The following is a 19,190-nucleotide window of genomic DNA, read 5'->3' on the forward strand; positions in this document are numbered from 1 at the left end:
CACGGGTCACGTCCGCGCACGCTCACCGGTCAACGAAAGGTCACCACATCCGGCGCGCTCACGTCGATCCGATCGGTGTCCTCGTCGAGCAGCGCGGTGGCCACCCGAGCCTTGTCCGTACCCCGGGTCGCGTCGCCCCAGACCACCGTCCGGTCGCCGCGCAACCGCAGGCTGATCCGGGCCAGCCCCGCCACGTTCACGTCCACCAGCTCCGCGCGCAGCTGCGGCGTCAGCGCGACGAGCACCTCCAGCGCGGCCCGGGTGCCCGGGTCGTCGGCGGCCGGCCGGGCCACCGTCACCTGTGGCAGGTCGGCGGGGCGTCGCTCCACGGTCCGGAACGCCACCCCGCTGCGGTCGATCAGGGCGAACGCCTCGCCCTGCGGCACCACCGCCACAGCGGTCCGCTCGGTCACCCGCACCACCAGCGCGCCGGGCCAGTCCCGGGAGACCGTGGCCCGCTCCACCGCCGGCAGCGCACCGACCCGACGGGCGGCGGCGGTCAGGTCCACCCGGGCCAGCGGCACCCCGTCCGGCACCCCGACCGCGTCGTGCACCTGCACCGGGGTGACCAGGTCGGCGCCCTCCACGCGTACCTCCCGCACACCGAACAGCCCGGTGCCGAGCACCGTCCAGGCGACCAGCCCGGCCAGGGCGAGCACCCCGGCGGCCACCGCCCACGGCAGCGCCGCACGCATGCGACGCTGCCGGGCACGAGCCATGAACCGGCGGGTCGAGGGCGGTACCGCGTCGCGGCCCGCCCGGACCAACTGCCACCGCCGGGCCGGACCGCGGCGCGGGGCGCCGCCGTCGGCGGCGCTGGTCCGCCCTCGGGCCGGGCCGGGACTCATCCGGCCGTGGGTGCCGAGCCGCCGGGCACGGCGGTGCCACCGAGAGCCGCGCCGTCGCCGCCGGACGTTGTCCCGCCCGGCACCGGATCACCGATCGCCGGGGTGGTGGCCACCGGGTCGACGTTCGCGGTCGGTGCCGAGCCGGCCGTACGCTCACCCAGGGCGGCCAGCAGCTCGTCGCCCATCAGCGAGATCGGCGGGGCGCCCATGGTGACCACCACGTCCCCGGAGCGAGCGCGACGGGCCACCTCGATCGGGGCCTGCTCCCACGACTCCACGAAGACCTTTCGGTCGGCGGGCAGGTCCACCGCCGCGATCAGCGCCGCCGAGCCCTCGCCGGGCTGACGCAACTCACCCGGCCCGAAGACCTCCAGGAGCACCACCTCGTCGGCGATGGCCAGCGCCTCGGCGATTTCCGCCTGGTTGTCGCGGGTGCGGTACAGCCGGTACGGCTGGAAGACGACGATCAGTCGGCCGTCCCCGGCGACCTCGCGCAACGTCTGCATGGCGAGGGTCATCGAGGTCGGGTGGTAGGCGTACTCGTCGTAGACCAGCACGCCGTCCACGACACCCTTGCGCTCGAAGCGCCGTCGCACCCCGGGGAAGACCGCCAGCGCGGCCTCCGCCGCCTCCAGCGGCAGTTCCAGCAGGTACGCGGCCAGCACCGCGGCGGCGCTGTTCAACCCCATGTGCCGCCCCGGCACCGGCAGACGGAACTCGCCCAGCGACCGGCCGTCGATCGCGGCCAGGTAGCGCACCCCACGCGCGGAGGAGACCATCTCGGTCAACCGCAGGTCGGCGTCGGCGGCCTCGCCGTAGGTGAAGACCCGCCGTCCCTCGGACCGCAGGCTCTCGGCCAACCGCCGACCGCCCGGGTCGTCGGCGCAGGTGATGATGAACCCGTCCGGGTCGGTGAGGCGGGCGAATTCCACGAACGCCGCCTCCAGCGTCGCGTAGTCGCCGTAGGTGTTCAGGTGGTCCGCCTCGACATTCGTGATGATCGAGACGTACGGGCGGTAGATGAGGAACGAGCGGTCGCTCTCGTCCGCCTCGACCACGAAGTGCTCGCCGGTGCCGTGGTGGGCGCCCGAACCAACCTCGGAGATCTCCCCGCCGATCACGAAGGACGGGTCCACTCCGGCCTGCTGGAGCACCATCGTCACCATCGAGGTGGTGGTGGTCTTGCCGTGCGTGCCGGCGACGGCCACCGCCCGACGGCCGGTCATCGCCGCGGCGAGCGCCTCGGAGCGGTGCAGCACCCGTAGGCCGCGCCGACGCGCCTCGACCAACTCCAGGTGGTCCTGCGGAATGGCCGACGAGTAGACGACGGTGTCCACGCCGTCGAGGTTGGTCACCTCGTGGCTGAGGTGGATGGTGCCGCCGAGCGCCCGCAGGCCGGCCAGCGAAGGCCACTCCCGCAGGTCGCTGCCGGAGACCCGGATGCCACGGGTGAGCAGCAGCCGGGCCACGCCGAGCATGCCCACCCCACCCACTCCGATCAGGTGGACGGCGCCCAGGTCCTCGGCGGTGAGCGTGCCGGCCGGGGTGAACTGCGCGGTCATCGGGCCACCGCCGCCAGCACGAAGGAACGCAACGCCTCGTCGCCGTCGCGCCGGCCGTACGACCCGGCGGCGGCACCCATGTTGTAGAGCCGCTGCGGGTCGCGGATGAGGGGGATGACTGTGCGCTCCAGCCAGTCCGGGGTGAGCTCCGCGTCGTCGACCAGCAGCCCACCGCCGGCCTCCACCACGGGCAGCGCGTTGCGCCGCTGCTCCTGGTTGCTGTGCGGGTACGGCACGTAGATCGTGGGCAGCCCGATCGCGGCCACCTCGGCGACGGTCATCGCCCCACCCCGGGCCAGCATCAGGTCGGCGGCGGCGTAGCCCAGCTCCATCTCGGACAGGTACGGCAGCGTCACGTACGGCACCGGCAGGTCGGTGGGGATCGGCACCGGCTCGTTGCGGGCACCCATCACGTGCAGCACCTGCACGCCGTTACGGGCCAGCTCCTTGGCCGCCCCGGAGACCGCCAGGTTGATCGAGCGGGCGCCGGACGAGCCGCCGGACACGAAGAGCACCGGCAGGTCCGGGCGGAGCCCGAAGTGGGCGCGGGCGGCGTTGCGCAGCGCGTACCGGTCCAGGCCGGCGATGCTGCGGCGCAGCGGCACACCGACGACTGTGGCGTCCCGCAGCGACTCGGCCTGGCTCGGCTGGTTCGGGAAGCCGACGGCCACGTTCTTGGTGAACTTCATGCCCAGCTTGTTGGCCACGCCCGGTGGCACGTTCACCTCGTGGATCACCATGGGCAGCTCACGACGCCACGCGGCCAGGTAGGCCGGCACCGAGACGTACCCGCCGAAGCCGACGACCACCTCGGCGCGCACCTCGTCGATCACCTTGCCCGCGGCGCGCGCCGCGGTCCACATCCGGCCCGGGGTGCGGACCAGGTTCATGTTGACCGACCTGGGCAGCTGGTACGCCGGGATCTGCCGCAGGTCGTAGCCCTGCGGCGGGATCAGGTCGTTCTCCATGCCCCGGGGTGTGCCGAGGCAGGTGATCCGGACGCCCGGGTCGTGTCGGCGCAGGCAGTCGGCGAAGGCGAGCAGCGGGTAGACGTGCCCCCCGGTGCCACCTCCCGCGAGCACCACCGAACGCAGCGGACCCATCAGCGTCTCCTCTCGCTCGCCGTACCCCCGCGGCTGCGGTCCTGTCGGACCCCGCGCGGTGCGGCCTGATCGTCATGGCGCCGCTCGCGGGACCGGGGCACGGACCCTCGGCCAGCGGGCGGCGTCGCCGGTCGGCGACGCCGGCCGGGAAGCGGCGGCAACGGGGCCCAGAGTAGTCGGACCCACCGGGCCGGCGGACGGGCATGCAGTGCTCTGGCCGCATCGGGTTCGGCGCGGGCGAAGGACGCCAGCATGCCGATGCCGGCCAACGTCACCACCAGGGCACTTCCGCCGTCGGAGATGAACGGCAACGGCAGACCGGTGATCGGCAGCAGCCCCACCACCCCACCGATGTTGATCACGGCCTGGCTGACCAGCCAGGTGGTCACGGCGGTGGCGGCGAGCCGGCGGAACGGGTCGTCGACCCGCCGGGCGATCCGGAAACCGGTGTACGCGAGGACCGCGAAGAGGCTGAGCACCACAACGCACCCGATCACGCCCAGCTCCTCGGCGATGATCGCGAAGATGAAGTCGTTGTGCGCCTCGGGCAGCCAGTCCCACTTCAGGCTGCCCTTGCCCAGCCCGACACCGAACCAGCCACCGTGCTCGATGGCCAGCCGCCCCTGGTAGAACTGGAGGCAGTCGTTGAGTTTGCAGGTCTCCGGGTCCGGCGGATTGAAGAACATGTCCAGCCGGGCGAGGCGATAGTTGTCAGCGCCGCGCTCGCCGGAGCCGGCGCCCAACGAGGCCACCGCCACGAGCAGACCGATCCCGATCAGACCGGCAGTGGCCAGGGCGCCGAAGACCCGCATCCGCACCCCGGCGGCCCAGAGCAGGCCCACGACCAGGGCCAGCAGACAGAGCATCGTGCCGGTGTCGTTGTAACCGACCAGGACGAAGAGCAGGCCGACCACCGGGAAGAGCGGGGTGGCCAGTTCGCGCCACCAACCGAGCGCGGCTCCCTTGCGGGCGACAAGGTGCGCACCCCAGAGCACCATCGCGAACTTGGCCAGCTCGGAGGGTTGTAACTGGATCCCGCCGACGAACAGCCAGTTCAGTCGCGCCTCGACCGGCCCGAAACTGGCCGACAGCTGATTGGTCAGCCGGGCGTAGGCGACCAGCAGGTTGAGCACCACCAGGAGGCCGATCGAGGTGAACAGCAGCGGCCGGCCCAGCGACCGGTAGGTGCTGGCGGGCAGGCGCTGGCAGACCCAGAACGCGCCGATGCCGATCACCGCGAAGATGGCCTGCTTGGTCACCGAGGCCGAGGCGTTGCCGTCCTCGGCGTAGTCCTTCACGCTGGTCGCCGAGAAGACCATGGTCAGCCCGATCAGCAGCAGCAGGCCGGCGCAGGACAGCAGCAGGTAGTAGGAGGTCAGCGGCCGGTCCAGCAGGCCGCGCAGCGCGGCGAGCCCGCCGGCCGCGTCGAGACCGCGCAGCGGCACGGGCGCCGCCGGGTCCGCCGCACGCGCGGCCGCGCCCGGTTCCGGCCCCCGCGCGTCGTCGGTTGGCGCAACCGCCTCCGCGGTACGCCCCGACGCGCCCGGCGACCGCCGCGCCCGCCCGCCCGCCCTGCCCTCAGTGCCGATGTCCTCCCCCACCCCGACATCATCACCGCTAAACACGCCCGACACCCCCAGAACGCCCCCTCGGGCGTGTCGGCCCCGCGGATCAGGTCATGTTGGCGAGGAACTCGCTGTAGAACAGGCCCAGGGCGATGGCCACGCCGATGCCGGCGATGATCCAGAAGCGCACCACGATGTTGACCTCGCTCCAGCCGGCCAGCTCGAAGTGGTGCTGGAGCGGAGACATTCGGAACACCCGTTTACCGGTGGTCTTGAAGGAGATGATCTGGATCACCACGGACATCGTGATGATCACGAAGAGCCCGCCGATGATCGGCAGCAGCAGGATGGTGCGGGTGGACATCGCCATGCCGGCGATCAGACCGCCCAGCCCCAGCGCCCCGGTGTCGCCCATGAAGATCCGCGCCGGGGAGGTGTTCCACCAGAGGAAGCCCACACAGGCCCCCGCCGCCGCCCCGGCGATCAGCGCGATCTCCAACGGGTCGCGGACCTCGTAGCAGTACGGCTGGGTGTAGTTCGGGTCGGCACACCAGTGCCGGTACTGCCAGAACGCGATCAGCGCGTACGCGGCGAGCACCATCACCGACGCACCGGTGGCCAGACCGTCCAGGCCGTCGGTGAGGTTGACGCCGTTCGTCGCGGCCATCACCACGAAGATAAAGATGATCACCGCCCCGACCTTGCTGACCTCCAGGAAGTCGATGTCCCGGATGAAACTCAGCGTGGTGCTGCCCACCGTCTCGGTGTTGGTCGCCAGCCCCGAGCCGTTGGTCATCGTGCTCGGGAACCACAGCGCGATCACCCCGAAGACCGCACCGACCAGGATCTGGCCGAGCAGCTTGCCGCGCTTGTTCAGCCCGGCGCTGTTGCGCTTGCGCACCTTGAGGAAGTCGTCGAGGAAACCCACAGCGCCGGAGAACACCATCAGCCCCAGCAGCACCAGCGCCGTGATCGTCGGCTCCACCTGGGCGATCTGCTGGTCCGGCAGGGTGGTCAGGGCGAGGTGCCCGGCCACGTACGCGATCACAGTGGCCAGGATGAAGACCACGCCACCCATCGTGGGCGTGCCCTTCTTGCCCTGGTGCATGGCGGGGCCGTCGGACCGGATCGGCTGACCGGCCTTGAGCCGGGTGAACACCTTGATCGCGATCGGGGTGCAGAAGAGCGAGACGAGGAAGGCCACCCCGATGGCGACGATGACCGCCCTCATCGGGTCGACTCCCCACCGGCGTCGGCGCGCAGGGCGTCGGCCACCTCCCAGGTCCGGTACCGGGAGCCCTTGACCAGGACGACGTCACCCGGTCGTAGCTCGCTCCGCAGCACCTCGACGGCCGCCGCCTGATCGGTGAGCAGCACCGACTCTCCTCCCCAGTTTGCTACCGCTGTCGCGCCTTCGTGGATCGGCGCGGCCGGCTCACCCACCACGAGCAGCCGGTCGACACCCAGCTCGGCCGCCAGTTGGCCGACCTCGGCGTGGCCGTCGTACTCGAACGGGCCCAGCTCGGCCATGTAACCAAGCACCGCGACGGTACGCCGCCCCTGGCCCATGCTCGCCAGCGCCCGCACCGCTACCGCCATCGAGGCCGGGTTGGCGTTGTACGAGTCGTCGATCACGGTCACCCCGTCGGGGCGGTCGAAGACGTCCATCCGTCGGGTCGAGACCAGCCCCAGCTCACCGAGGGCCGTGGCCAGCTCGGCCAGCGGCATGCCCAGCTCCCGGGCGACCGCCGCCGCCGCCAGCGTGTTCCCGACCTGGTGACGGCCGGCCAGCCGGAGCCGCACCGGCGCGCGCCCCTCCGGGGTGACCAAGGTGTACGACGGGTGACCCCGCTCGTCGAGCGTGACGTCCTCGGCGCGCACGTCGGCGTCGGGCGCCTCGCCGTAGCGGACCACCCGGGCCTGCGTGCGGCTCGCCATCGCGTCCACTCGGGGGTCGTCGGCGTTCAGCACGGCCAGCCCGTCCGGCGGCAGCGCCTCCACCAGCTCGCCCTTGGCCAGGGCGATGGCGTCCTGCGAGCCGAACTCGCCGATGTGCGAGGTGCCGACGTTGAGCACGACGGAGATCCGGGGCGGCACCAGCTCGCACAGGTACCGCACGTGCCCGACCCCGCGCGCGCCCTTCTCCATCACCAGGTAGCGGGTGTCCGGGTCAGCCTGGAGGGCGGTGTACGGGTGCCCCAGCTCGTTGTTGAACGAGCCGGGTGGCGCCACAGTGGCCCCGAGCCGGGCGGTGAGCTGACCGATCAGATCCTTCGTGGTGGTCTTGCCGGACGAGCCGGTCACGCCGATCACGGTCAGCCCGGGCAGCCGGTCCACCGCCGCGCGGGCCAGCCGGCCCATCGCGGTCAGGGCGTCCTCGACCAGCACCATCGGCACCCCGGGCACCTCTCGGCTGCCGAGCACCGCCACCGCGCCGGCCTGGATCGCCGTCGCCGCGTAGTCGTGCCCGTCGACCTTCTCCCCCGGGAAGGCCACGAAGAGCGAACCTGGCCCCACCTTGCGCGAGTCGAACTCCACCGATCCGGTCACGGTGGCGGCCGGTTCGGCGGCCACCAGCCGCCCGTCGACCGCCGCGGCCACCTCGGCCAGGCTCAGCGCGATCACCGCTGACCCGCCAGGTCCCCGAAGCGGGCCCGCAGCGCCTCGGCCAACTCGATGCTGTCGTCGAACGGAAGCACCTGGCCCGCCACCTCCTGGCCACGTTCGTGGCCCTTGCCGAGCAGCGCGATCACGTCGCCCGGCTCGGCCAGCCGCACCGCCTCGTCGATCGCGGCGCGGCGGCCCGCCACCTCGATTATCCGGGCGGCAGTGCCGGCCCGGTACGCCCCGGCCAGCACCTCGGCGCGAATCTCCCCCGGGTCCTCGGTGCGCGGGTTGTCGTCGGTCACCAGCACCACGTCGGCTCCCTCCGCCGCGGCGGCGCCCATCACCGGCCGCTTGCCCCGGTCCCGGTCTCCACCGGCGCCGATCACACAGATCAGTCGGCCGGCGCTCAACTCGCGCAGCGCGGCCAGCGCGGCCACTATCGCGTCCGACTTGTGCGCGTAGTCGACCACCCCGCGCACCGGCGCGGCCACGTCGACCAGTTCCAGCCGGCCCGGGACGCCACCGCAGGCGGCCACACCGGCCGCGGCGGTCACCGGGTCCACCCCGGCGCCGACCAAGGTGGCGATGGCCAGCAGCGCGTTGGCCACGTTGTGCCGGCCCGGCAGGGCGACACCGGCGGACACTGCCACGCCGTTCGGGCCGTGCGCGGTGAACCGCTGGGCGTACCCCTCGCCGCCCACACCGTCGGCCCACCAGGTCGCGCCCTGGTCACCGGCCGCCGAGTAGGTGACAGTGGTCGGCTTGAGCAGCGGCTTCAACGCCGGGTCGTCGTGGTTGAGCACCTCGACCGCGCAGCGCCCGTCGAACAGCTGCGCCTTCGCGGCGAAGTAGTCGTCGCTGTCGGCGTGGAAGTCCAGGTGGTCGGAGCCGAAGTTGGTGTAACCGCCGACGGCGAACCGCACACCGCCCACCCGGCCCATGGCCAGCGCGTGGCTGGAGACCTCCATGACCACGGCGGTAACTCCCCGCTCGCGGGCGGTGGCCAACATGGCGTGCAGGTCGGTCGCCTCGGGGGTGGTTCGCACACTGTCGATCACCAGATCACCGAGCCGGGTCTCCACCGTCCCGACCAGCCCGGTGGTGTGCCCGGCGGCCCGCAGCCCCGACTCGATCAGGTATGCGGTGGACGTCTTGCCCGCGGTGCCGGTCACCCCGATCACTGTGAGATCGGCTGTGGGGTCGCCGTACACGGCCGAGGCCAGCTCGCCGAGCACGGCGCGCGGGTCGGGTACCACCAGGGTGGGCAGGCCGGTCCCCGCCGCCAACTCCGCGCCGGCCGGGTCGGTCAGCAGCGCCACGGCACCTGCCTCGACGGCGCCGGCGGCGAACTCCGCGCCGTGCCGACGGGCACCGGGCAACGCCGCGTAGAGGTCGCCGGAGCGAACCTCCTGGCTGGCGTGGGTGACCCCGGAGACGACCACCGCGGCGGCGTCCGCCGGAAGGTCGACGGCGAGCCGGACGGCGAGATCACCGAGCCGGACTCCGGTCACGGTACGTGGACGTGGATTGCCGGGCACGGCGTCAGACCCTACCCGGTCGTCCGGTTCCGGCCGCACAGCCGCCCCGGTGGTTCGTCGGCACTCACCGATGATGTCCCGCCGTCGCTGCTCAGCGCGGATAGACCACGAACTTGGGCGCGGATCCGCCAGTCGAGGGCGGTACCCGGTAGTGACGCAGAGTGAACTGCATCATGTCCCGGAACGCCGGATTGGCGATCGCCGCGCCCCCGCCGTTGGGCGTGTAGACGAAGACGGCGATCACGTAGCGGGGGTTTTCGGCGGGAGCCATGCCGATGAAGGAGGACACCTTGTCGGTCTCTATCTTGCCGTTGACCAGCCGTGATCCGGTTCCGGTCTTGCCGGCGACCCGGTAGCCGGGGACCGCGGCGGTGACGCCGGTGGCGCCGTCGACGGTGGTGACCGCCTCCAGCATGGTGCGCAGGGCCGCCGCGTTCTGCGGGCTGAGCACCGACCGGGTCAGCGGGGCCGGCGCGGGGGTGCGCTTGCCGTCCGGGCCGATCACCTCCTTGACCAGGTGCGGCTGCACGTACGTGCCGTTGTTGGCGATGGCGGCGTACGCGGCGGCCATCTGCAGCGGCGTGGCGTCGACGCTGTGCCCGATCGGCACCGACCCACGCGACGATTCGCTCCACTCGTCGGCCGGCAGCAGTCGCCCGCTGGCCTCCCCGGGCATCCCCTCGCCCGTCGGCTTGCCCAGCCCGAACCGCTTCTGGTAGTCGATCAACCGGTCCCGGCCGAGCTTCTCGGCGATCGTGATGGTGCCGACGTTCGACGAGTAGGCCAGCATCCCCGGCACGCTCATCCGCCTGCCGTTGGCCGGATGGGTGTCGGAGAACCAGGTGTCGCCCATCTTGATGTTGTTGGCGATCGGCAACGTGGTGTCCGGCGTGATCACGCCCTCCTGCAGGGCCGCGCCGTAGGTGATCGCCTTGTGCACCGAGCCGGGGTCGACCACGAAGCTGGTCGCGGCGTCCTCCCGGGCGACCGGGTCGCTGGGCACCGGCTTCGCCGCGTCGTAGGTGGGGTTGCTGGCCTGGGCCAGCACCGCGCCGGAGGGAATCTCGATGACCACGGCGGCGCCCGTGCCGCCCGGGGCCTGGGCCATGCGCGCGCTGAGGATCTGCTGCGTCCGGAACTGCAGGTCGCGGTTGATGGTGAGGCCGAGCGAACTGCCCGGCTTGGCGAGGGTCGTCCGGCTGTAGCCACCTGGAATGGGCGCGGCGAGATCGCCGAGGCCGGCCTCGTACACCCGTTTGCCGTCCTGACCGGCGAGCACGTCGTCGTAGCGGGCCTCCAGCCCTTCCAACCCGACCATGTCCTGGCTGGTGAAGCCGATCAGGTTGGCCGCCAGGTCACCGCCGGGCACCTCACGGCGCTCGTCGCGGTGCACCCCGATGCCGAGGAGGTCAAGCGCCTGCACCCGCTTGGCGGTGGAGATCTCCACTCCCCGCGCCAGGTACACGAATCGGGACGCCTTACCGTCCTCCAGCTTGCGCGGCTTCATCAACTCCATCAGCTTCGACACCGGGATGCCGAGCAGCGGGGAGAGCGCCTTGGCGACGGCGGCCGAGTCCTTCACCTCGGTCGGGTCGGCGTACACGTACCGCGCCTCGACACTACGGGCCAGCGGCGCGCCGGTGCTGTCGTAGATCGCGCCCCGCGGCGCCGGCAGCTCGACCGTGCGGAGCCGGTCAGCGATGCCGCCCCCTGCGTACGCCGGAGCGTCGACCGCCTGGAGGTAGATCAGCCGGATCCCGATGGTGGCGAAGAGCGTCAGGGCGAGCACGGTGCCCAGCCGCAGCCGCAGCCGCGAGTCGGCCAGCTTCGGCGGGCGTCGTGGCTTGCGCGACGGCCGGCGGGCCGCCGGTCGGTCGGTGCGCCGCGGCGCGCTTGGCGTCGTCCGGCGACGCGGCGGCGGCTCGTCCCCACCCGGGCCACGGGGGGTACGCGGCGCGACGGTGCGCACCACCCCACCGCGGCCGGCCGCCGGAGCGTCGCGCCGGCCGGACCGGGCGGCGGCCCGACCGCCGTCGAGCACCTGCAACGCCGGCCGGAACGGGTCACCGGACCGGGTGCTGCGCGGCGTACGCCGCTGTTCGGCGCCCTGACCGCGCGCAGGCGTACCGCGCTCCTCCCGGACGGTCCGACCTCTCGGGGTGTACGCCCGGGCGCCGGAGATGCCCCCGATGCCCGGCTCGCCGGTGCGCGGCTCCCCGTCGGCGGGCCCGGCATCACGTGCAGAACCGCGCCGGGACCCCGTAGGGTCCCGGCGCGGCTCGTCCGACCTTGGTGGCACCGGTCAGCCTCCCGCACCCTGGCTGGTCACCGACGGCTGGCCGTTCGCCGGCTGCGGCACCTCGAGGGTCTTGCCGTCCGGCAGCCGGATGTAGCCCGGCTCGCCGGCGTCGACCAGGCCCAGCCGCCGCGCCTCGGCGGTCAGGTTGCCCGGCGCCTCGGCGTCGGCGATCTGCTTGTCCAGTTGCTGCTTCTCCAGGTCCAGTCGAGCCTGCTGCTGCTGCAACCGCTCCAGCCGGAACGCGTTCTCATTGATCTTGGTGTTGACCGCCAGGATGCCCAGCACCCCGCCGACCACCAGCACCACGATCAGCGCCGCGAACGGCGCACGCGGCACCGAGATCGGCGGCGGCGGCGCCACCCGCAGCCGCGGCGGCCGGGCGCTGGTGGCGCTGGCGGCCTTCTCGACCGGTCGCAGCGCGGCGGTGCCCTGAGTCGGGAACTCGCGCGCCCCCCGGGCGCGAGTCTCCCCCTGCCGATTCGTTCGATCGATGCGTGGCGTACCGTTTCCGAGGCGCGGAGCCCGCTCCGCCGCGGTCCGGCCCCCCGACCGCGGTGCGCGCTGCCCGCCGCCGGTGACGTCCCGGCGGTCGCGCTTGTCAATGCTCATGTCCCTCCCCCTAACGTCCGTCCCTCTAGCCGTCCCGGTGCCCCTGACCCCCCACGGATCAGGCGGACCCCGTGCCCGGTTGGTGCATTCCCTTCACCCGTCGGCGAGACCGTTCGCGGTCGGTCCGCCCCTGCTCTGTCGCGTTCGGGTCGAGTCGCTCCGCGGCCCGCAGCCGCACCGAGGCGGCCCGCGGGTTCGCGGCGACCTCCGCCTCCCCCGGCAGCTCGGCGCCCCGGCTGAGCAGCCGGAACGTCGGACCGGACCCGGGAAGCTCGACCGGGAGGTCAATCGGGCCCTTACTGCGGACCCGGTCCGTGAGGGCCGCCTTGGTGAGCCTGTCCTCCAGCGAGTGGTAGGACAGGACCACCATGCGACCGCCCACGGTCAGTGCGTCGAGTGCGGATGGCAACGCTGTCTCCAGCGCTGCCAGCTCTCTGTTTACCTCGATCCGTAAAGCCTGAAACGTTCTCTTTGCCGGGTGCCCACCCGTTCGTCGGGCTGGTGCCGGAATGGAGTCCCGAACCAGCTCCGCCAGCAGCGCGGACGAGGTGATCCGGGCCCGCTCCCGCTGCCGGATGATCGCCGAGGCGATCCGGCCGGCGAACTTCTCCTCGCCGTAGACCCGCAGCACCCGGGCCAGGTCCGGATGCGCGTACGTGTTGACCACCTCTTCGGCGGTCACCCCCCGGGTCTGGTCCATCCGCATGTCCAACGGCGCGTCCTGGGCGTACGCGAACCCTCGGTCGGGCGCGTCCAACTGCAACGACGAGACACCCAGGTCGAACAGGATGCCGTCGATGGCCGGATAGCCCAGCCGGTCCAGTACGTCCGGCAACTCGTCGTAGACGGCGTGCTCCAGGTGCACCCGATCGGCGAACCGGGCCAGCCGGACCCGCGCGTGAGCGAGCGCCTCGGTGTCCCGGTCGAGCCCGATCAGGACCGTCTCCGGATGCGCCTCCAGCACCGCCTCCGCATGCCCGGCCAGACCGAGCGTCGCGTCGACGTAGACCGTCCGGCCGCCTCGACCCAGCGCGGGGGCCAGCAGCTCGAGACACCGCTCGAGCAGCACCGGCACGTGCGTGCCGCGCAACTCCCCCATGATGACCCCCACTGGTTGAAACGTCCGTTCTTCTCGTGCGCCTGTCGTCGGACGGCGCTGCCGTCGTACCGCCAGATCCCCATCCGCTCCCGCCTGACACCGGACCGTCGCCCAATGACTGGATCGTGCGCCTGGCACCGGGGAAGTGATGCCAGGAACTCGAAAGCGGCTGGAGATCTCGCAGTACGTCGGGCGCCGTTACCGCCCTACAGACCGCCGGGCAGCACCCCCTCCTCGATGTCGGCGAAGTCGTCTTCGCTCTCGGCGAGGTAGGTCTCCCAGGCGACCTTGTCCCAGATCTCCACCCGCGTGCTCGCGCCGATCACCACCAACTCGCGGTCCAGCGCGGCATAGGCCCGCAGATGAGCCGGGATGGTCACCCGGCCCTGCTTGTCCGGAACCTCGTCGTGCGCGCTGGCAAAGAAGACCCGGCTGTAGGCCCGGGCCGCCTTGTGGGTCATCGGCTGTGCGCGCAACTGCTCCGCGATCCGCTGGAACTCAGGGGTCGGGAAGACGTAGAGGCAGCGCTCCTGCCCTTTAGTGACCACGACACCCCCCGCCAGCTCATCCCGGAACTTGGCCGGAAGGATCAACCGGCCCTTTTCGTCCAGGCGCGGAGTGTGGGTGCCGAGGAACATCGGCCCAACCCCCTCGCCCTTGAGCGGCGTTCGCGGCGCCGCTGACCCCCCGGGCCGGTGAGCCCTCCCGGCCTCACCATTGGTCCCCACTCTACTCCACTTCCCTCCACCCGCAACCAAATTCGCCCGCGTGGCGCGCCTGACCCGACGGCAAAACCGCACGTCACAAGGGGTGGAGCGGAGTGGAGGGCTCCGGCCGCTCCTCGGCGTGGTCCGCTTTCCGACATAGATCGACTCCGTCCGGGGGACGCCGACCCGGCCGCCAGCGCAGCCACCACGGCCGAACGGTTCACCGTCGGCGGCGATCTGGTGGGGCCGGCGGTCCGGTAACCTCGCTCGCGTGACGGACGCGAAAATGCCCCTACGGGCCAAGGTGGCCAGCTCCGTGTCACGGACCGCCGCGGCGCTCTCCCGGGCGGCCGGCCGTGGCGACGGTTCAGTGATCGGCGGGTGGATCGGCCTGAAGATCGACCCGGACCTGCTGGCCCACCTGTCGGCCGGGCGCGCGATCGCGCTCGTCTCCGGCACCAACGGCAAGACCACCACCACCCGATTGACCTCCGCCGCGGTCGGCGTGCTCGGCCGGGTCGCCACCAACTCGTTCGGCGCCAACATGCCCAGCGGGCACACCTCGGCGCTGGCCAAGGCCGGCAGCACCCCGTACGCGGTGCTGGAGGTCGACGAGCACTACCTGGCGCAGGTGCTGGAGGCGACCGAGCCGCACGTGGTCGCCCTGCTCAACCTCTCCCGCGACCAGCTCGACCGCGCCAAGGAGGTCGCCATGATGGCGCAGCTCTGGCGCGCGGCGCTGGTCCGGCACACCGACGTACGGGTGGTGGCCAACGCCGACGACCCGCTGGTCGTGTGGGCCGCCACCCCACCGGGCGACCCCGCCCGGGGCATCAACCCGCCGCACGTGACGTGGTTCAGTGCCGGCCAACGCTGGCACGACGACTCCTGGGTCTGCCCGGAGTGCGGCTCCACCATCCAGCGCTCCGGCGAGCAGTGGTGGTGCACCGGCTGCCCGCTGCGCCGACCGGAGCCGCACTGGGTCGTGGAGGACGAGGGCGTGCTCGACCCCACCGGCGCCTGGCACAAGGTCTCCCTCCAACTGCCCGGCAAGGTCAACCTCGGCAACGCGGCGACCGCGCTGGCGGTGGCCGCCGAGTTCGGCGTCCGCCCGGTCGACGCGGTGTCCCGCCTCGGCATCGTCACCTCGGTGGCCGGTCGCTACGCCCAGGTCGACAAGGACGGGCGCAACATCCGGCTGCTGCTGGCCAAGAACCCGGCCAGTTGGCTGGAGGCGTTCGACATGGCCGACGACGCGCCGACGCTGCTCTCCATCAACGCGCGCGACCCCGACGGTCTGGACACCTCCTGGCTCTACGACGTCGACTTCGCCCCGCTGCGCGGCCGGCAGGTGTTGATCACCGGCGACCGGGCGTACGACCTGGCGGTTCGACTGGACGTCAACGACGTGCCGTTCCAGCACGTCCGCACGTTCGACGACGCACTCCGGTCGGTCCCGCCCGGGCGGCTGGAGGTCATCGCGAACTACACCGCGTTCCAGGACATCCGAGCGGAGTTGGACCGTGTCATCTGAGAGTCTGCGCATCGTCTGGATCTACCCCGACCTGCTTTCCACCTACGGAGACCGGGGCAACGCCCTGATCCTCGCCCGGCGGGCCCGTCAGCGTGGGATGCCGGTCGAGGTGCTGGAGGTCCGCTCCGACGAGCGGCTGCCCGCGACCGCCGACATCTACCTGGTCGGTGGCGGCGAGGACGGCCCGCAGGCGCTCGGCGCCCAGCGGCTGCTGGCCGACGGCGGCCTGCACCGCGCCGTCGCGCAGGGCTCGGTGGTGTTCGGCGTCTGCGCCGGCTACCAGCTGCTCGGCACCTCGTTCTTCGCCAAGGGTGTGCAGTGCCGCGGGCTGGAGCTGCTCGACCTGCGGTCCGACCGGGGTGAGAGCCGGGCCGTGGGCGAGCTGGCCGGTGAGATCGACCCCCGCCTGGGCCTGCCCCCGCTGACCGGTTTCGAGAACCACGGCGGCCGCACCCACCTCGGTCCAGAGGTCTCCCCGCTGGCCCGGGTCACCGCCGGGGTGGGCAACGACGGGGCCACCGAGGGCGCGTGGCGCGGCAAGCTGCTGGGCACCTACTCGCACGGGCCGGCGCTGGCTCGCAACCCGGCCCTGGCCGACCTGCTGCTGCGCTGGGCCACCGGGGCACACCAGCTCCCGCCGTTGGACGACACCTGGTCGGACCGGCTCCGCAACGAGCGCCGCTCCGCGGTGGCCGCCGCCCGGGCATGATCCGTGCCGTCCGGCGGCTGCTCCGGCAGCCGTCGGCCGCCCGGTTCGCCCTGCTCGTGCTGCTGATCGGCGGGTGCGGGTTACTGCTGCTGCTGGTGCCCCGGCCGGATCCGGCGCGGCTGCCGCAGGTCGCCGACCGGCTGGGTGACCTCGCCCCGGTGGCGGCGATCCTCGGTGGTGCGCTGCTGCTGGTCGCGCTGGTGCCCCGGACCTTCATCACGCTCGCCGCAGGTGCGATCTTCGGCCCGCTGGAGGGCGCCGCGTACGCCCTGGGCGCCGCGCTGGTGGCGGCGGCGATCGGGTTCACTGTCGGCCGGTTGCTCGGCCGGGAGTTTGTAGCCGAACGGGTCCGCGGTCGCCTGGCCCGCCTCGACGGCTGGTTCGCCCGGCAGAGCGTGCTCGGTGTGGTCACCGTCCGGCTGCTGCCGATCGCCGGCTTCGGCCTGGTCAGCTACGGCTACGGCACGACCGGCGCCCGAGTGCTGCCGTTCCTGGCCGGCAGCGTGATCGCGTCCGCGCCGACCGCCTTCGGCTACGCGGCGATCGGCGCGGCGGTCAGCTCCCCGGGCCACGTCAACTGGTACGCCGCCGCCCCGGCCAGCCTCGGCCTGATCGCCAGCCTGGTGCTCATCCACCAGTGGTGGCGCGCCGAACGCCAGCGCCGTCGCATGCCGGTATGACCGTGCCCGAGCCGACCGACAGCTCTGCCGAGGAGCCACTCACCGGCGGATTCATCGCCGCCGTGGTCCGGGTCGGCGACACGGTACGACGTACCCCGCCCGCCAACCTGGACTTCGTCGGCGCGCTGCTGCGCCACCTGGCCGGGGTGGGCGCGGACCTCGCGCCCCGCCACCTGGGCGTCGACGCCCACGGTCGGCAGATGCTCAGCTACGTCCCGGGGCGCGTGCCGTGGCGGGACCGGGAGGACCCCGAATTCTTCGCCGACCCGGCGCTGGTGCGACTGGGCCAGCTGATCCGGCGGCTGCACGACGCGTGCGCGGACACCGACCTGTCCGGCGACGCCGAGACCGTGTGCCACCGCGACCTGTCCCCGAAGAACACGGTGTACCGGGACTTCCCCGCCGGGCCGCTCCCGGTTGCCTTCCTCGACTGGGACCTGGCCGCGCCGGGCCGGCGGATCGAGGACGTGGCGTTCGCCGGCTGGCACTGGGCGGCGTTGGGAGAGGATGCCGATCCCGCCGAACTGGGCCGACGGTGTCGCGTTCTCTGCGACGCCTACGAGGCGGCGTCGCCGGCACTGGACCGGGGTGAGCTGGTGGACGTGATGCTCGATCAGATCGGGAGCACCTGGCGGGGCATCGACGCCGGCGCCGAGCGGGGCGAGCCGGCCATGCTCCGGCTGCGCGCCTCAGGCGTGCCCGACGGAATACGCCGCTGGCACAACTGGCTGTACACCCATCGCAGTGTCGTAGCGGTGACCGCCTGTCCTCCGCCGGGGCGACAGGTCCACTGACCTTGCCGTTGACCTGCACCGGGTAGGTCACCGTGTCGGCCACCAGCAGCGCCGGGTCGGCGGTGGTAACAGCCGGACGACGATCCCGCCGGCAGGGCATCGGGCAGCGCCAGCGCGATCTAGCGTCTGCGGCCGTGAAGCCCTTGCCCCGAGCCAGGATCGGTTCCCGAGCCTTCGCCCTCGTTGCTGCCCTCGCGGCGGCGCTGCTCGCGGCGTGCACCCCGAATGATCCACCGGCAGCATCGTCGCCGCCCGCCACGGCCGAGGCACCGCCCGCGACACGGGTGACCGCCCCACCGCTCGCCGACTTCTGCCCGGTCGCCATGCCACCGAGCTGGCAGGACGCGATCCGTGACAGTCGCCTGCCGCAGGATCCCGGGGAAAAGTGGGCGGCGCTCACCCCGGCGCCGGACGGCCGCTCCGCGTTCGCCACTGTGCAGCGCGGCGGCTCGATGACGCTGGTCTGGCAGGAGGAGGACGGCCGACGGAGGGAGGTGGCCACCATGCCAGACATGTTCACCTTCCCACTGTGGGGCGTCTTCGACGGGCGCTGGCTGGTGTACGCCCGCAGCAGCCTCATGCGAGCGGCACCCCACGGCGGCGGTGGCTCCGAACTCTTCGCCTGGGACGCGGAGTCGGGGGCCGCACCACGGCAGCTACTGGGCACCGCGGACTTCCTCCACCGGCCCCCGTTGCGCGACGGGAAGCTCGCCGTCACCAAGGTCCTCGGCGAGGACCGGAACGAGCTGACCCTGCACGACCTGGCTGCCGGGACGGTCCGCACGGTGGCCGCCGGCCCGGTGGCCGGTGTCGGGTTCCACGGCGCCGACCTGCTCTGGTTCGATCGGGCCACGGGCCACCTGAACGCGGTCGGTCCGGACGGTGAGGCTGGGTCCGCGCCGCAGCCGAGCCCAGGACCGGGCACCACCGTCGACGTGACCACCGACGGCCAGACCACGGCCTGGGTGTCCCGCGACGAGCGCACCCTGACCGTCTGGCGACCGGACTGGGCGGCACCGGTCCGCGTGTTCCGCGTGACCCCTCCGCCGGCTCCGGCTGCCGCTACCTCGTTGCCACCGGGCACCAGACCCCCGACCGTCGACCCCTTCCACAAGGTGGCCACGCCCAGGGCTGTCGGAGACCTGGTGATCTTCCAGTACCACCTGGGTTGGTACGTGGCCGACCTACGAACCGGGTCGTACGTGCGGCTGACAGCCGATCACGCCCACGCGGTCGTCTTGGGCGAGGCGCTGCTGGTGGACCCGGACAACAACTCGGACCCCGCACAGCAGCACGCGTACTCGCTGCTGCGCCCGGACCGGCTGCCGCCACTGCCGCCCTGCCCGTGACCACCGGAGCGCAGCCGCCGGGCGGCTGGTCTGGTTGATCCGGCGACTGCACGAGCGGGTTTGCGGCGACCGGCGGCGGATGCGCCGAAGAGCGTTATGACTCAGAGGCATATTTATGCCTCTGAGTCATAACGCTCAACGCGGTGCCCGCCTCCGTGGACGTCACGGTGCGTGTCGCTCGCGCCGG

15 protein-coding genes and 1 pseudogene are annotated in these 19,190 nt (G+C 72.5%); 5 read left to right on the top strand and 11 right to left on the bottom strand.

Annotated elements, in window-relative coordinates; genetic code table 11:
• Positions 1-29 precede the first annotated feature (29 nt).
• The 11 genes and pseudogenes from MED15_RS12980 to mraZ all read right to left on the bottom strand — a co-directional run bounded on the left by MED15_RS12980 (position 30) and on the right by mraZ (position 13,868).
• A complete protein-coding gene (locus MED15_RS12980) occupies positions 30-848 on the bottom strand; it encodes a cell division protein FtsQ/DivIB (protein WP_112582746.1) in 819 nt (272 codons plus the stop codon).
• Positions 845-2,410, bottom strand: a complete 1,566-nt coding sequence (gene murC, locus MED15_RS12985; protein ID WP_112582747.1) for a UDP-N-acetylmuramate--L-alanine ligase — start codon at positions 2,408-2,410, stop codon at positions 845-847. The genes MED15_RS12980 and murC overlap by 4 nt, the downstream gene beginning before the upstream one ends.
• Positions 2,407-3,513 carry an undecaprenyldiphospho-muramoylpentapeptide beta-N-acetylglucosaminyltransferase gene (gene murG, locus MED15_RS12990; protein ID WP_091407701.1) on the bottom strand — a complete coding sequence of 369 codons (1,107 nt, stop codon included), beginning with the start codon at positions 3,511-3,513 and terminating at the stop codon, positions 2,407-2,409. Before murG ends, murC begins: the two co-directional genes overlap by 4 nt.
• Positions 3,513-4,958, bottom strand: a complete 1,446-nt coding sequence (locus MED15_RS12995; protein WP_112582748.1) for an FtsW/RodA/SpoVE family cell cycle protein — start codon at positions 4,956-4,958, stop codon at positions 3,513-3,515. Before MED15_RS12995 ends, murG begins: the two co-directional genes overlap by 1 nt.
• A gap of 226 nt (positions 4,959-5,184) precedes the next feature.
• On the bottom strand, positions 5,185-6,309 hold the full coding sequence (gene mraY, locus MED15_RS13000) for a phospho-N-acetylmuramoyl-pentapeptide-transferase (RefSeq protein ID WP_030334519.1): 1,125 nt from the start codon (positions 6,307-6,309) through the stop codon (positions 5,185-5,187).
• Positions 6,306-7,703, bottom strand: a complete 1,398-nt coding sequence (locus tag MED15_RS13005) for a UDP-N-acetylmuramoyl-tripeptide--D-alanyl-D-alanine ligase (protein ID WP_112582749.1) — start codon at positions 7,701-7,703, stop codon at positions 6,306-6,308. The genes mraY and MED15_RS13005 overlap by 4 nt, the downstream gene beginning before the upstream one ends.
• Complete coding sequence (locus tag MED15_RS13010) at positions 7,700-9,262, bottom strand: UDP-N-acetylmuramoyl-L-alanyl-D-glutamate--2,6-diaminopimelate ligase (protein WP_112582750.1); 1,563 nt, start codon at positions 9,260-9,262, stop codon at positions 7,700-7,702. Before MED15_RS13010 ends, MED15_RS13005 begins: the two co-directional genes overlap by 4 nt.
• Before the next feature lie 52 nt (positions 9,263-9,314).
• Positions 9,315-11,522, bottom strand: a complete 2,208-nt coding sequence (locus MED15_RS13015) for a penicillin-binding transpeptidase domain-containing protein (protein WP_112735744.1) — start codon at positions 11,520-11,522, stop codon at positions 9,315-9,317.
• 3 nt (positions 11,523-11,525) lie between these two features.
• Entirely contained in the window at positions 11,526-12,131 is a 606-nt protein-coding gene (ftsL, locus tag MED15_RS13020; protein ID WP_112605082.1) for a cell division protein FtsL, read from the bottom strand.
• Between the two features lie 61 nt (positions 12,132-12,192).
• Positions 12,193-13,230: pseudogene (gene rsmH / locus MED15_RS13025) on the bottom strand (16S rRNA (cytosine(1402)-N(4))-methyltransferase RsmH); the annotation flags it as partial.
• Positions 13,231-13,436: 206 nt separating this feature from the next.
• Positions 13,437-13,868, bottom strand: a complete 432-nt coding sequence (gene mraZ / locus MED15_RS13030) for a division/cell wall cluster transcriptional repressor MraZ (RefSeq protein ID WP_030488958.1) — start codon at positions 13,866-13,868, stop codon at positions 13,437-13,439.
• 355 nt (positions 13,869-14,223) lie between these two features.
• Between mraZ and MED15_RS13035 the strand changes: the two genes are divergently transcribed.
• From MED15_RS13035 to MED15_RS13055, 5 genes are all read left to right on the top strand, one after another.
• Entirely contained in the window at positions 14,224-15,471 is a 1,248-nt protein-coding gene (locus MED15_RS13035) for a MurT ligase domain-containing protein (RefSeq protein WP_091407686.1), read from the top strand.
• Positions 15,461-16,180 (top strand): type 1 glutamine amidotransferase, encoded by a 720-nt coding sequence (locus tag MED15_RS13040; protein ID WP_091407683.1) that lies wholly within the window; start codon positions 15,461-15,463, stop codon positions 16,178-16,180. Before MED15_RS13035 ends, MED15_RS13040 begins: the two co-directional genes overlap by 11 nt.
• Complete coding sequence (locus tag MED15_RS13045) at positions 16,177-16,860, top strand: TVP38/TMEM64 family protein (RefSeq protein WP_112730745.1); 684 nt, start codon at positions 16,177-16,179, stop codon at positions 16,858-16,860. Before MED15_RS13040 ends, MED15_RS13045 begins: the two co-directional genes overlap by 4 nt.
• A complete protein-coding gene (locus tag MED15_RS13050; RefSeq protein WP_112582754.1) occupies positions 16,857-17,654 on the top strand; it encodes an aminoglycoside phosphotransferase family protein in 798 nt (265 codons plus the stop codon). The genes MED15_RS13045 and MED15_RS13050 overlap by 4 nt, the downstream gene beginning before the upstream one ends.
• 134 nt (positions 17,655-17,788) lie before the next feature.
• A complete protein-coding gene (locus tag MED15_RS13055) occupies positions 17,789-19,003 on the top strand; it encodes a TolB-like translocation protein (protein ID WP_146762995.1) in 1,215 nt (404 codons plus the stop codon).
• Positions 19,004-19,190 lie beyond the last annotated feature (187 nt).

Source organism: Micromonospora noduli (genome assembly GCF_003264475.1).
GTDB classification, from domain to species: Bacteria; Actinomycetota; Actinomycetes; order Mycobacteriales; family Micromonosporaceae; genus Micromonospora; species Micromonospora noduli.

What these genes read in the sequence shown, in the direction of transcription:
- MED15_RS12980 (WP_112582746.1), bottom strand. Translation starts at nt 848, where the DNA reads ATGAGTCCCGGCCCGGCCCGAGGGCGGACCAGCGCCGCCGACGGCGGC.
- murC (WP_112582747.1), bottom strand. Translation starts at nt 2,410, where the DNA reads ATGACCGCGCAGTTCACCCCGGCCGGCACGCTCACCGCCGAGGACCTG.
- murG (WP_091407701.1), bottom strand. Translation starts at nt 3,513, where the DNA reads ATGGGTCCGCTGCGTTCGGTGGTGCTCGCGGGAGGTGGCACCGGGGGG.
- mraY (WP_030334519.1), bottom strand. Translation starts at nt 6,309, where the DNA reads ATGAGGGCGGTCATCGTCGCCATCGGGGTGGCCTTCCTCGTCTCGCTC.
- ftsL (WP_112605082.1), bottom strand. Translation starts at nt 12,131, where the DNA reads ATGAGCATTGACAAGCGCGACCGCCGGGACGTCACCGGCGGCGGGCAG.
- mraZ (WP_030488958.1), bottom strand. Translation starts at nt 13,868, where the DNA reads ATGTTCCTCGGCACCCACACTCCGCGCCTGGACGAAAAGGGCCGGTTG.
- MED15_RS13035 (WP_091407686.1), top strand. Translation starts at nt 14,224, where the DNA reads ATGCCCCTACGGGCCAAGGTGGCCAGCTCCGTGTCACGGACCGCCGCG.
- MED15_RS13045 (WP_112730745.1), top strand. Translation starts at nt 16,177, where the DNA reads ATGATCCGTGCCGTCCGGCGGCTGCTCCGGCAGCCGTCGGCCGCCCGG.
- MED15_RS13050 (WP_112582754.1), top strand. Translation starts at nt 16,857, where the DNA reads ATGACCGTGCCCGAGCCGACCGACAGCTCTGCCGAGGAGCCACTCACC.